Here is a 12,389-nt window from a genome sequence, read left to right as displayed (position 1 = left end):
GGGTTGTTATGGTATAATAATGAAACTTTAACTGTCCTCGTGCATTATGACGAAACAGCTCCTTTCTCTGAGCGCTTTACATATTATTTTACTCTGTTTAAGCAATATTCTGGTACAAATCCCGATGATGATCTTTGGGTTTCATACGACCTGGGGGGCGTTGTCCTATCCACTTATTTTCATTCTGACTGACTTAACCACCCGTTTGGCAGGTTCTGCTACAGCAAGAAGAATTGTTTTTCTGGCCATGCTGCCTGGTTTATGCTGTTCTTACCTGATCACTAACTGGTTCAGTTATGGTAGTCTCTGGGTTAGCAATCCCCTGGCTCTACGCATTGCAGTCGCAAGTTTCAGCGCTTATGTAGTCGGTCAACTACTCGACATCCGCTTTTTTCAGAAGCTGCAGCGGCACTCTTCCTGGTGGCTTGCCCCGACCGTTTCAAGCAGTGTTGGGAATGTTCTGGATACTTATTGCTTTTTCTTCATTGCTTTTTATCAATGCAGCGATCTCTTTCTCAGCGGGCACTGGCCGGAAATAGCCAGTGTGGACCTGATATTTAAGCTGCTAATCAGCATCGGCTCTTTTGTGCCATTATACGGGCTATTATTAAGCCTCATTCTGCCAGGAAAAGGGCGGCGCTCAGTGGAACATGGCTCCCATAGCGATACAGCCCTTTCCGGCATGGAGTCCAATGGCAGTTGAAACCGGTTCAACGAACACAGGCTCCTGACCAAGCACTTCGTAAGTCATTGCAGCAAATTCCGCAGCCTTCTCAGGGACACCCGCATGTACAATACAGTAATTATCCAAAGACCGGGTTTTAGCAAGCTCACTGACCGTATTTACCAGCTTGACTAAAGCCTTGGTTTCACCAAAAGCCTTATCCTGAATTACCGCCCTTCCTTCTGCGTCGAAAGAAATAATGGGTTTAATACCCGAATACCGGGCAAACATTCCCTTGAGTTTGCTGACCCTCCCTGAACGAATCAAGGCATCAAACTGATCAACCATCACATACAGATGCGTGCTGCTGGCCCGCTCCGTCAATGCGGATTTTATAGCTTCTACGTCCATGCCCTCTGCAATCAATTCCGCGGCATAATATAATAAAAGGCCCTGGGAACCGGAAACCAGGCGCGAGTCCAGTACATGTACATTGGCATAACTGGCTGCTACTTTACAAAGTGCATCGTGCATGCCACTTAAAACCTTGGCCACACTTAAGACGAGTACCTGGTCATAATTTTGAGCCAGATAGGCAATCCGTTCATTCATCAGCACAGGCGCAGGGAAGGAAGTGGTTGGATAAGCCTCCAGTGTCGATAAACTATTGTAAAAATCATTGCCTTCCAGGCAATACCGGTCTAATAAGTCATGCCCGTCATAATGAACATTCAGATTGATTAAGTGGATTTGAAAATCATCGAGAATCGCTTGCGGAATGTTCACGCTGGAATCAGTTACCAATGCAATCCGGTAACGGCTCTCATGCATGACCTGGTATTGCCTGAGCATATCCTCGACCTTCGGCGACTGGATGCTGCCGTGCTGCCTTAAAATCTTGAATACTGTAGACGGTTGATTGCAATGGAGGTGCAATCGACATAATTGCTGATTGGCGGTGAGCACTATACTATCGCCATGCGCCTGTAATGAATTGACAATCTCGGTTTTATCTATCTGTTTGCCGGCAATAACCGCTTCCGTACAATAACGGTTATGAGGCGGATTTCCGCAAACTGGCTGTTCATGCTGATGGTTTTCACTGACCAATACCTCATCAATTTCCTCATCTAGCGGTTTGGGGTCAGCAATGTAGCCGGCGAATCCTTCTACGAAAAAACAAAATCCCAAAGCACCCGCATCGGCCACCTGGGCTTCCTTTAATATCGCCAGGGTATTTCTGGTCGACTCAACAGCAGCCTTCACTTCCGGTAAACTGCGGTTTAATAAATCAACCAGGCAATCAATAGTTACTGCATCCCGCTCCAGACAGGCAGCCCAAACGTCCATTACCGTCAGGATAGTCCCCTCAACCGGTTTGAGGATCGCCGAGCGGACACTTTGTACCGCAATTTTTATCATTTGCGCAAACTGCCGGGTATCCAATGCATCCGGCAGAGGGGCCGACTCCATCAATCCATTAAAAAACTGGGAGAAAATCATTCCTGAATTGCCCCGTGCACCCATAATCCCCGCATCAGCCAGGGCTTTGCAGGTCAGTTCGAGATCTGGCTGCTGTTTGGCATAGGTAAGAATGGAGCGGGCAGTCGCTGCCATATTATCGCCCGTGTCGCCGTCAGCGACTGGAAAAACATTGATTGCATTTAGATTTTGCCGTTGAGCTATAAGCGTCTTGCAGGCACTCATTACGGCTGAGTGAAGCAATGCCGCGTCCAGTTGCAGTATCGCCATGATAAATTATTAAAGTAAATGAACCCTAAGATTAAGCATACTCCCGCCTCTTTTTTAAAGCAATGCGTGAGAAGTTCTAATGTGCAAAGACAAGTAAAACCTGGAGCCTATTGCCTCCTGTACTGCGCTTAGCGGTATTTTCCCGTTTTTGCCCGGATTTTTTCTATATCTAAAATCAGGCTTGTGCCATAATTTCCGGATATCTGAACTCAGGCCAGGCCACTGTATTAAAATGATTTATTCCGATTTACGTGATTTTATGGAGCAATTGGAAAAACGGGGATTGTTGAAACGAATTGAATATCCCGTTTCTCCCTACCTTGAAATGACTGTAGTAAGCGACAGGGTTTTGCGCTCTGGAGGCCCGGCTCTGCTATTTACCCGCTCCCATGCGCAAATCCCTGTTTTGACAAACCTGTTCGGTACAGTAGAACGTGTCGCCCTGGGTATGGGAACAGAACAAATCAGCGCCTTGCGGGAAATTGGCCAGTTGCTGGCTAGTCTGAAAGAGCCTGAACCGCCTAAAGGCTTCAAAGATGCGATGGGAAAGCTTCCCTTACTGAAACAAGCATTGACCATGGCGCCCAAAATGGTAAAAAAAGCGCCTTGTCAGCAGATCGTTATCGAAAAGGAAGAAGTCGATTTGTATGCGCTGCCTGTGCAAACCTGCTGGCCTGAAGATGCTGCACCGCTGATTACCTGGGGGCTTGTCACTACCAAAGGCCCGTACAAAAACCGGGAAAACATGGGCATTTACCGTCAGCAGGTGATTGATAAAAACAAACTGATTATGCGCTGGCTTTCCCATCGGGGAGGTGCGTTGGATTATCAGGAGTGGCAAAAAGCCCATCCAGGGGAACCCTTTCCTGTAGCGGTAACTCTCGGTGCCGATCCAGCCACCATTCTTGCCGCCGTAACGCCTATTCCAGACACCCTCTCCGAGTATTCTTTTGCCGGGCTTTTGCGGGGAAAACGGACTCAGCTAACCCAATGCATTGGTAATTCCCTACATGTTCCAGCGTCTGCAGAAATCATCCTTGAGGGCTATATTGAGCCTGGATCTTCCGCAGAAGAAGGACCGTTTGGCGATCACACCGGCTATTATAATGAAGTTCAATCCTTTCCCATTTTTACAGTGGAGCGCATAACACATCGGCCAAATCCCGTCTATCATAGTACTTATACCGGCCGTCCACCAGATGAACCCGCTATTTTGGGTGTTGCCCTGAATGAAGTATTTATTCCTATACTGCAGAAGCAATTCCCGGAAATTGTTGATTTCTATCTGCCGCCGGAAGGTTGTTCTTATCGCCTGGCTGTGGTGACTATCAAAAAGCAATACCCTGGCCATGCAAAGCGGGTAATGATGGCGGTGTGGTCATTCTTAAGACAATTCATGTATACTAAATTTGTAATAGTTTGTGATGATGACGTTGATGCGCGAAATTGGCAGGATGTTATCTGGGCCATGACTACCAGAATGGACCCTGCCCGCGATACGGTGATGATTGAAAATACACCAATCGATTATCTTGATTTTGCTTCACCCGTCTCCGGACTAGGCTCAAAAATTGGATTTGACGCGACCAGTAAATGGCAGGGGGAAACACAACGAGAATGGGGGAAACCAATTCTCATGGATACCGAAATCTTGAACAAGGTCAACCACTACTGGGACAAGTTAGGATTGAAATGATGGATATTATTGAAACCACGGCGCAAATTGAAAGCATAACTCCTTTATCAGATAACATTATTGAGATTATACTTTCACCTGCCCGCTATGTGGATTACGAGGCCGGCCAATATCTTCAGATTAAATCGAATGACAGTTACACCTGCTTTTCAATTGCCAATGCGCCTCTTGGTTCGCGCAAATACGAGTTACACATACGCCATACCGGCAACCCCTACAGCCAGCCGCTTTTTACGCAAATCAAAGAAGAAGGGCAAGTTACCATTCGTCTTCCATATGGGGATTGCTGCCTGTCCAGGCTAAAACCGAAAAAGCCCATCCTTTTCATTGCGGGAGGGACAGGATTTGCGCCAGTCAAGGCAATGATTGAAGAGTTATTGGCCACCAGCGAACCCCGTCCCTTTGAGTTATATCGGGGAGCACGCTCCAAGGTTGACTTATATATGGATGAGAAATTGAAGGAATGGGAAGCACATTCCAGCCATTTCAAGTATTTTTCATTATTGCCGCCAGAATCCAATTTCCTGGCCCCCCTGGCAATCAAAAAGCATCCTGACGATTTGATGCAATATGAAATTATAATCGCCGGCCCCTTTGATATGGCTTACATCGTACGTGATCAGCTGCTTGCCCAGGGCTTGAGCAAATCCCAGCTTTATTCAGATGCATTCAGTGTTTCAGAAGGAAAAAAGAAATAATGGAAACTTTTTATCAAATTCTTGGCGTGATCGCTGCCAGCTTAATCGTCTGGTATCTCTACCGCACAGTTAAAAACCGCCCGGAACTATTCAGCCGGGAAAACATGAACAAAAGTATGGGTACAATGGGTGTCCTGGCACTTATTCTTATTGCCTTTGTCGGTTTTCTGATTTTGATGCTGAAGTATTCCTGAATCGATTCCCCGTCATTGCGAGCCATAGCTATCTACACAAATGCAGTCGAATCCCCGCGGTCGAAGCCGCGGGGCCCATGTTTGGTGGCCAAAAGCTCTCAGATGAATCCAATGTTGCCGTAGATAGCAATTTAAAGCAGTTAGGAACTAGTCTTTCAAACATTATCCCTAAATTAGCAAAATCGATATTCCAAATAGGCTTCGTGTGGGCCCCGCGGTCGAAGCCGCGGGGATTCGAAGGAGCTGCGCAACGAGGAATTCCAAGTGGGAACATATTTGTGTAGATAGCTATGCATAGCGAAGCAATTGATCCAAACGGCGTTTGCCTTCAGGCTAATGCTTCTTTATACAGCTTCGATAGCCCTTTTTATCAGCTATCAGATACTCCGGCAGTCTGGGATTGTCAATTTGCTCACTCCCCTTATCCAGGATTAACTGATCTTCTTCAACATAGGTAATCTGGCTGCTTTCATCCACCAGCAATCGATACCAGGTGCTGCGGGTGGCGAACTCCCGTTTGCTTGCCTGCGGATTGTAGCGCCCTGAGGCCTGAAATAAAGGATCGATATCAACAATTACGGCACGATAGCCATGCTGTTGATGCCTGACGCAATCGCCGATATTGAATTTGGCTTCTTTAGTCATGGGCTCTCCTTTTTTATACTGTTCTCTATAGATATCGGTTGCTTGCCGTAAATCTTAAGCGCTTGATATTCCTTTCGTTAGGGCTCAAAATGCTTGGCATATTTACATTTTGCGCTCCAATTATGTCAGCAAGGATTGGCTCCCCTCCTGTTAATTCGGATTTATTTCTTTATAAAACCCGGTTTATCAGTTTTGTATTACTATTCGGCTATACCTTTTTACATACCCGGCTGACTGTTATCTATGTTCAGGTCACTCTTGATCAAATGCTCGGATTTTGCGCGCGCATGCCTTTTGCCCAGCGTCTTCTGGTTCCTGCATTAGCCAAACTATTATCCGATTTTCTCCCTTTTTCTGCTGCCTCCCTCTTTTTTCTGCTGGAATTTCTGTTCACTGCAGCCTTTTTTTTCAGTTTACAAGCCCTGCTGCGTACCCAGCTTCCCCGCAAAACCAGCTTAATGGGTTCCTGGCTGTTTTTGCTGTTACTGCCATTGCTCTCGGTTGTGAATTATCGATTTATGTATGGAGGGCCGGCGACGTTTTTTTATCCGGCGGATACAGCATCTCTTTTCTTTATGAGCCTGGGTTTTTTGCTGTGTTTACAAAAACGCTGGCCTTTACTTTTACTCTGGATATTTCTCGCCACCTTTAATCGCGAAAGCAGTATCTTGCTGGTTCTGTTAATTCCTGCTTTGCATTGGAAAGATAAAACCAGTATTAAGCCCTTCATCGCAGGAACAATGCTCTATATCCTGGCGCGTTTGATTATTCTTTTCCTGACGCGCAGCTCCCCCGGCCCGCTCACCGAATGGTATGATCAGTATTTTGGCCATACTTATTTCGAAACCAATTTTAATTGGCTGTTCAGGCAAATGGGCATTTTCCTGATTAGTTTTTGTTTTATGGGTTTGCCCTTGCCATGGTTCGCATTTATTGATTACATTCCCCTTCAACTAAGACCTATACGGTTCATCGCAGTTTGCTACTTCCTGGGATTATTGTTGATTGGAAATTTTCCAGAAGTCCGTATATTTCATGAAATTGTAATCCTGCTTTATTTACCCGTATGTATGGCTATTTATCGCTGGATAAAGCAGGAGCCTCCCTTTACAGAGCCCGCCGGATCACCCCTCCTGTATTTCCTTAATCGCTATGCTGTTTCTCTAATTCTGTTAATTATTATCATGGCCCACTCCGTACTTGCTCCTCTGGTCAGCAAGGTTGCTGATCTCTCGGGAAGCAAAAACAGTAACCCGCTGAATAAAGATTGGTATGACAAGTATTACAACTATTGAGTACTCATTAGAAAATCGATGCACTAAATGGTGCAAATCATGCTATAATGTCACATAAGGTGCACAGGAGAAACGAATGAATACCCACTCCAAACCTGATGAAAACCATGTATTGGCAGTTGCCTTAATGAATTTAAAAGAGCATTTAGAACTATCTTATGAAGATCTAGGGCATATTATTGGCCTCCATCGCAATAGCATCACTCGCCTTTTAAAAAAGGGAGGGATTAACCCTGCAAGTAAAGAAGGGGAGCTTTCACTATTATTAATCCGGGTTTACCGTGCTTTATTTGCTTTAAATGGAGGCAATAAAGAGGCTATCAAACACTGGTTAACAACAAAAAATCGTCATATTCAGGGTATTCCTTTGCAAACCATGAAAACGGTATTAGGTTTATCCAGGGTTGTTAATTATCTGGATGCTATCAGAGGAAAAGTATAAATGGTTGATATATGGTCTGAGGTAAAAGGGATGAATGAAATCCAGCCATTGATGGCGAGTATTTTCCGTTTTGTCGAATCTCAGGAACAAATAGCTACACTCAATCTGGTAAATAATGTATATGAGCAAGGAGTTCTTGAAGAATTACTTGAATCAACTAAAAATCCGCTGCCTGAAAAACCACCCTCTATGCACTATTTGCTAACCACACCTTTTCGCTATCCTCCCTTACGATATGGCTCCCGATTTGGGACGACTCTGGAACGGGGAATTTTTTATGGCTCATTAAATTTACTCACCGCCCTAACGGAAACCGCTTATTACCGTTTTGTTTACATACTTGGACCAGAAACACCCTTTCACTCTATTATTTCCAGCGAATACTCTTCATTCTCGGTCTCGGTAAAAAGCGAGGCCGGAGTTTTCCTGGACGAACAGCCCTTTTCAAAATATGAGTCCATTTTGACATCTCCCAATTCATATTCAGAAACACAGCAATTAGGCTCCAATATGCGTCAGGATGGAGTTGAAGTTTTTAGATATATTTCAGCCAGAGATAAAAATAAAGGAAAAAACATAGCCTTATTTACACCAGAGGCCTTCCATAGTGACAAACCCTCAAAACGAACAACCTGGTTATGCCAGGCAAGCATAAAAGAAATAGGATTTATATCGAAAGAAAACAACTTGCGCACAATGTTTATGCAAGAAGACTTCTGGGTTAATGGAGCGTTTCCCTCTCCAGCGGTTTAGTTTTTTGAGGGCGTCGCGGGTTTCGCCAGCGGCAAAGAACAATACCCAATTCATATAACAGACATAAAGGCACTGCCAGCAGGATTTGCGATAACACATCCGGGGGGGTTAATAACATGCCCACCGTAAAGGCCAGGACAATGATATAAGGGCGCACCAGAATTAAATGTTTAATCTCAATCCATTCCAACTGCACAAGCACCAGACAAATTAACGGAACCTGAAAACAAATACCGAAGATAATGAGCATACGGGTAATAAAATCGAGCGCATTGCTGATATCCGGCATCATTTTAACCCCTTCAGGAACCGCCTGGATAAAAAACTGAAACATAAAGGGTAAAACGATATAAAAGCAGAAAAGCACCCCCAGCATAAAAAGACTCAAGCTGCTAATAATGGCGGCTTTAATTTTCTCGCGTTCATTGCGATAGAGCCCAGGGGCAATAAAACACCAAAGCTGAAACAGGAAAAAAGGCGTTACTGAGAGAAGCGCCAGGTTACTCGCCAAAGCGATAGGGGTTAAAACAGGCGCAGTGACCTGGGTGGCAATGAGGCTGCCTTGTGCGGCGGGCAATGCATTGATTAAAGGGGAGACAACCCAGTGAAACAGGTCTTTGGCGAAATAAAAATAGCTGCCGAACAGAAGGGCAAAAAAAATCAGCACCCTAATCATTCGTCTTCTAAGCTCAATAAGCTGCTCTAACATAGTTCGTTCCAATGGGTAATTGCCCGGGAGATCGATGAAATACTATTTATTTATATCGATCTCGGTTAGGCTGGTCAAATCGGGTGATTTAATTATTGCAATCATGAACAGGGATCTTTTTCGCTATAAATTACGCTTCATTAGTATCGCTCTGATTTTCGGTTATGCGTTTATGCATGTCAAATTAGCAGGTGTTTACAGCGGCGCCACATTAGACGAAATGATCAACTTCACCGCCCGCTTGCCCTTTGGCCAGCGCATGCTGGTACCCGCACTGGCGCGCCTGCTCAGTTATATTCTTCCGCTGGGAACCTATCAACTGTTCTTCCTCCTTGAGGTAATATTTGTCGCTTTATTTTTTATAGCGCTTTATCAGTTGTTAAGAACAATATTCAACGCTGAAAGGGCAATCCTGTTAAGCTGGCTGTTTTTCCTGCTACTGCCCCTGATGTCCATTGTCAATTACCGTTTTACAATTGAAGGCGAAGCGTCTTTTTTCTATCCAGCCGACAGTGCGTCCTTATTTTTTATGGCCCTGGGTTTTTTCTTTTGTCTTAAACAGCAATGGCGCTGGCTGATTCTCTTAATTTTTATTGCCACCTTCAATCGGGAAAGCAGCATCTTACTGGTCCTTTTAATTCCAGCCCTGCATTGGCAGCAACTGAAAAAAGTACGCGCGGTATTTAGTCTGGCTTTGATAAGCTATCTGCTGGCCCGATTAATGGTGGTTTTATTAACCTGTAAGTTACCCGGCACTTATAGCGAATGGTATTTTCGCGATACCAGTCACAGCCATTTTGAAGCGAATCTTCTCTGGCTGCTGGCTGATAATAATCTGCTGCTCTTCGTATTTTGTTTCTGCGGTTTGCCGCTATTCTGGTTTGGATTTTACGATTATATTCCCTTGCAATACCGCCCAATCCGGTATTTAGCCTTATTTTACTTCCTCGGGCTTCTGTTGGTGGGCCATTTTATGGAGGCAAGAATTTTTAATGAATTACTCATCCTGCTTTATTTTCCTGTCTGCATCGCCATATCCCGCTGGCTGGAAGAACTCCCGCCCTTTATTAGCGCAAAGCAAGGATGGATTTATTTCATTAACCGGTATGCCGTATTAGCCATTTTGCTTCTGATAATAATCGGGCGGTCATTTATTAACCCCCTGGTGCTGTGGTTTGCTGCAAATTAGCCTGGATTATCCCTTTTGCAAATGTGGGACTATTACTGTAGAATAGGGAGCGATAATTTGTAAGTGAATACAGAAGTTATTCATTCAATCGTGGTCAAGACTCGCAGCAATTCCTTAGGTTCGGTAACAAAATCTAATATTCGCTAAACTCTGAACGCGAGTGCAGACTGTTTTCAGGTGAGAAAAAGTGAGTCATCGTCCTCGTAAACGTTTTGGTCAAAATTTTTTGCAAAACCCATCTATCATTGCACAAATTGTTGCATCTATTAATTTGAACGCTTCCGATAATGTGCTGGAAATCGGGCCGGGTATGGGGGCTATGACCCAGGCATTGCTTAAGCAGCTCCCCAGGCTCACGGCCATAGAGATTGATCGCGATCTTTGTGCCTTGCTTAAAGAAACCTATCCCGCTGAACAGCTGCTGCTTATTAGTTGCGATGCATTGACGGTTGATTATGAAGCATTTGGCCCTAATCTAAGGGTTGTAGGGAATCTGCCTTATAATATTTCAACGCCCCTGCTCATCCACTTATTTAATTTTGTATCGTCCATCAAGGACATGCATTTTATGCTGCAAAAAGAAGTGGTTGAACGTCTGGTCGCAGCCCCCGGCTCCAAAGATTACGGGCGCCTGAGTATTATTACCCAGTATTATTGCCAGACCGATTATTTGTTTGAAGTGCCGCCAGAAGCCTTTTTTCCAAAACCCAAGGTTGATTCAGCCATTGTCAGGCTTACACCCTATACAAGTTCTCCCTATCCGGAAGTGGATATCAGCCGCTTTCAAAATCTTGTAGCCAAGGCTTTCTCCATGCGTCGCAAAACCCTGGCCAATAACTTAAAACCGCTGTTGTCAGCCCATGATTTAATTCAATTGGGGGTCGATCCGACCCAAAGGCCAGAGCAGGTTTCAATAAGAGAGTATATTGAGATCAGTAAGCATCTGGATATGATGTAAAATTAATTAGAAGCACTGCAATTAGGCACGCAGTCCAATTGCAAAACACTATTATTATGGAGGTTGTCTTGTTTCATCGTTATGGAAAAGGACGTGTGTCCCAAGCCCGGCCATTGAAGGATTTAACTAAAATAATAACAGTTGAACAAATTCTTGCCGAAGAAAAACGTAACCAGTTATTGCAGCAAATTACTGAAAACTGTGCCCTTGAACCTGCACGCTTTGACAGCATCTGCACAACCCTTATTCATAACCTGGTCAATCATACGCAGCTTTTACCTGAAACCTCCAATAGTTATTATTCGCAGCCCGGCGGCTTGATTGATCATGCCTTAAACCGTACTGAAGCGGCATTAAACCTTTTTAAACAATATCTCATTGTGGAAGAAAACGTCAGTTATTCGGAAGAACAGAAATTATGGCAGTATGCGCTGCTCTCTGCTGCCCTGCTGCAAGGGATAGGTAAATTGCAAATCGATTTGACGGTAGAGCTTTTTGACAATCACGGTCAATTTCTCAAACAGTGGAATCCACTGCTTGAAAATCTGATATTAGTCGGCAGTCATTACTCTTATAGTTTTCAGAAAGAAAGTGATATTGAATTCCGCAAACGTCTGAACCTGCTTATGGCTCGCCTGTTAATGCCGTCCAGCGGCTTTGCATGGATTGCCTCGAACCCGGAGGTACTCCAGGTCTGGCTGGCCTTATTAAATGAAGATGTTTATTCTGCCGGCACGCTTGGCGCTATTCTAATTCGTGCCGATGCAATTGCTTTGCAACGTTATTTCAACCAGCAGGCAGCGCGTCATTATGGCAACAGAGGCCGATATGGCCGCGTGAGTACATTCGGCGGCACACCTGATTCGGTCAGTGATATTGAACAGCAAATTGGGATTGAATTTTTGCAATGGCTGCAAAAAAGCCTGGATAGCGGCATCATTATGATTAATAAAGCGCCGCTCTTAATGGTTCCCGGAGGCTTGCTGATGTGTCCGGAAATATTTCAATTGTTTGTACGTGAACATCCTGAATATAAAAACTGGCAAGCGATTCAGAATGCCTTCCTCTCATTAGGCTTGCACCGCAAAGGACCCGATGCGACTTCCTTGCGCTTTGAGCATGGCAAAACTCAGAAAATATTTGTTGGATTGGTTGTTGAAGGGAATGGATCCTCGGTTATGCCTCCCGAAGTAACTGCCATTAACTTAAATACAGGCAGCCAGAGCAGGATTAGCAGCATGGAATTGATTCATCAGGCGCAGTATAACAATGTATTTACCCAGCAGAATCAGGTAGCGGTAAACGCTCCGCTGCAGCATCTTAGCGCCAAAGGATGGCAGAACCCAGCTCAACCGGTTCTGACTAATCAGCAAAGCTTGTTACCGGGCTGATTA

13 protein-coding genes are annotated in these 12,389 nt (G+C 44.7%); 10 read left to right on the top strand and 3 right to left on the bottom strand.

The window, feature by feature from the left end:
* The first annotated feature begins 46 nt into the window (after positions 1 to 46).
* Positions 47 to 703 (top strand): 7-cyano-7-deazaguanine/7-aminomethyl-7-deazaguanine transporter, encoded by a 657-nt coding sequence (locus tag DYH42_RS00370; RefSeq protein WP_065232839.1) that lies wholly within the window; start codon positions 47 to 49, stop codon positions 701 to 703.
* Here the strand turns inward: DYH42_RS00370 and DYH42_RS00365 are convergent.
* Positions 641 to 2,416, bottom strand: a complete 1,776-nt coding sequence (locus DYH42_RS00365) for a DegV family protein (RefSeq protein WP_058524241.1) — start codon at positions 2,414 to 2,416, stop codon at positions 641 to 643. The two genes, DYH42_RS00370 and DYH42_RS00365, sit on opposite strands and share 63 nt — an antisense overlap.
* Before the next feature lie 232 nt (positions 2,417 to 2,648).
* On the opposite strand from DYH42_RS00365, the gene ubiD reads away from it, so the two are divergent.
* Genes ubiD through DYH42_RS00350 form a run of 3 tightly spaced genes read left to right on the top strand, consistent with a single transcriptional unit; the run spans position 2,649 to position 5,004 of the window.
* The gene (gene ubiD / locus DYH42_RS00360; protein ID WP_058524242.1) at positions 2,649 to 4,112 is read left to right on the top strand and encodes a 4-hydroxy-3-polyprenylbenzoate decarboxylase; all 1,464 of its coding nucleotides are present in this window, start codon (positions 2,649 to 2,651) and stop codon (positions 4,110 to 4,112) included.
* On the top strand, positions 4,112 to 4,810 hold the full coding sequence (locus DYH42_RS00355) for a ferredoxin reductase domain-containing protein (protein ID WP_115316871.1): 699 nt from the start codon (positions 4,112 to 4,114) through the stop codon (positions 4,808 to 4,810). The genes ubiD and DYH42_RS00355 overlap by 1 nt, the downstream gene beginning before the upstream one ends.
* Complete coding sequence (locus DYH42_RS00350) at positions 4,810 to 5,004, top strand: hypothetical protein (protein ID WP_058524244.1); 195 nt, start codon at positions 4,810 to 4,812, stop codon at positions 5,002 to 5,004. Before DYH42_RS00355 ends, DYH42_RS00350 begins: the two co-directional genes overlap by 1 nt.
* A 333-nt stretch (positions 5,005 to 5,337) precedes the next feature.
* Here the strand turns inward: DYH42_RS00350 and hspQ are convergent, their stop codons facing one another.
* The gene (gene hspQ, locus DYH42_RS00340; protein WP_058524246.1) at positions 5,338 to 5,649 is read right to left on the bottom strand and encodes a heat shock protein HspQ; all 312 of its coding nucleotides are present in this window, start codon (positions 5,647 to 5,649) and stop codon (positions 5,338 to 5,340) included.
* Positions 5,650 to 5,771: 122 nt separating this feature from the next.
* On the opposite strand from hspQ, the gene DYH42_RS00335 reads away from it, so the two are divergent.
* From DYH42_RS00335 to DYH42_RS00325, 3 genes are all read left to right on the top strand, one after another.
* Complete coding sequence (locus DYH42_RS00335; protein ID WP_131793009.1) at positions 5,772 to 6,944, top strand: hypothetical protein; 1,173 nt, start codon at positions 5,772 to 5,774, stop codon at positions 6,942 to 6,944.
* A gap of 76 nt (positions 6,945 to 7,020) precedes the next feature.
* Complete coding sequence (locus DYH42_RS00330) at positions 7,021 to 7,386, top strand: MbcA/ParS/Xre antitoxin family protein (RefSeq protein ID WP_058524248.1); 366 nt, start codon at positions 7,021 to 7,023, stop codon at positions 7,384 to 7,386.
* Complete coding sequence (locus DYH42_RS00325) at positions 7,387 to 8,139, top strand: RES family NAD+ phosphorylase (protein WP_058524249.1); 753 nt, start codon at positions 7,387 to 7,389, stop codon at positions 8,137 to 8,139.
* On the opposite strand, the gene tatC is transcribed toward DYH42_RS00325, so the two are convergent.
* Complete coding sequence (gene tatC / locus DYH42_RS00320; protein ID WP_058524250.1) at positions 8,108 to 8,848, bottom strand: twin-arginine translocase subunit TatC; 741 nt, start codon at positions 8,846 to 8,848, stop codon at positions 8,108 to 8,110. The two genes, DYH42_RS00325 and tatC, sit on opposite strands and share 32 nt — an antisense overlap.
* Before the next feature lie 34 nt (positions 8,849 to 8,882).
* Here tatC and DYH42_RS00315 point away from each other — a divergent pair, with 34 nt between their 5' ends.
* The 3 genes from DYH42_RS00315 to DYH42_RS00305 all read left to right on the top strand — a co-directional run bounded on the left by DYH42_RS00315 (position 8,883) and on the right by DYH42_RS00305 (position 12,386).
* Positions 8,883 to 10,037, top strand: coding sequence for a hypothetical protein (locus tag DYH42_RS00315; protein ID WP_058524251.1), 1,155 nt, complete (start codon positions 8,883 to 8,885; stop codon positions 10,035 to 10,037).
* Between the two features lie 187 nt (positions 10,038 to 10,224).
* Complete coding sequence (gene rsmA / locus DYH42_RS00310; protein WP_058524252.1) at positions 10,225 to 10,995, top strand: 16S rRNA (adenine(1518)-N(6)/adenine(1519)-N(6))-dimethyltransferase RsmA; 771 nt, start codon at positions 10,225 to 10,227, stop codon at positions 10,993 to 10,995.
* A 56-nt stretch (positions 10,996 to 11,051) separates the two neighbouring features.
* Positions 11,052 to 12,386: a TraI domain-containing protein gene (locus DYH42_RS00305; RefSeq protein WP_058524253.1), complete on the top strand. Its 1,335-nt coding sequence runs from the start codon at positions 11,052 to 11,054 to the stop codon at positions 12,384 to 12,386.
* Positions 12,387 to 12,389: the final 3 nt, after the last annotated feature.

Source organism: Legionella birminghamensis, assembly GCF_900452515.1.
Classification (GTDB): Bacteria; Pseudomonadota; Gammaproteobacteria; order Legionellales; family Legionellaceae; genus Legionella_C; species Legionella_C birminghamensis.
This window is presented reverse-complemented; position numbering and strand designations above follow the sequence as displayed.

Coding starts and splice junctions, on each gene's coding strand:
- DYH42_RS00355 (WP_115316871.1), top strand. CDS start 4,112: ATGGATATTATTGAAACCACGGCGCAAATTGAAAGCATAACTCCTTTA.
- ubiD (WP_058524242.1), top strand. CDS start 2,649: ATGATTTATTCCGATTTACGTGATTTTATGGAGCAATTGGAAAAACGG.
- DYH42_RS00305 (WP_058524253.1), top strand. CDS start 11,052: ATGGAGGTTGTCTTGTTTCATCGTTATGGAAAAGGACGTGTGTCCCAA.
- DYH42_RS00350 (WP_058524244.1), top strand. CDS start 4,810: ATGGAAACTTTTTATCAAATTCTTGGCGTGATCGCTGCCAGCTTAATC.
- DYH42_RS00330 (WP_058524248.1), top strand. CDS start 7,021: ATGAATACCCACTCCAAACCTGATGAAAACCATGTATTGGCAGTTGCC.
- tatC (WP_058524250.1), bottom strand. CDS start 8,848: ATGTTAGAGCAGCTTATTGAGCTTAGAAGACGAATGATTAGGGTGCTG.
- DYH42_RS00335 (WP_131793009.1), top strand. CDS start 5,772: ATGTCAGCAAGGATTGGCTCCCCTCCTGTTAATTCGGATTTATTTCTT.
- DYH42_RS00315 (WP_058524251.1), top strand. CDS start 8,883: ATGAAATACTATTTATTTATATCGATCTCGGTTAGGCTGGTCAAATCG.
- DYH42_RS00325 (WP_058524249.1), top strand. CDS start 7,387: ATGGTTGATATATGGTCTGAGGTAAAAGGGATGAATGAAATCCAGCCA.
- hspQ (WP_058524246.1), bottom strand. CDS start 5,649: ATGACTAAAGAAGCCAAATTCAATATCGGCGATTGCGTCAGGCATCAA.
- DYH42_RS00370 (WP_065232839.1), top strand. CDS start 47: ATGACGAAACAGCTCCTTTCTCTGAGCGCTTTACATATTATTTTACTC.
- DYH42_RS00365 (WP_058524241.1), bottom strand. CDS start 2,416: ATGGCGATACTGCAACTGGACGCGGCATTGCTTCACTCAGCCGTAATG.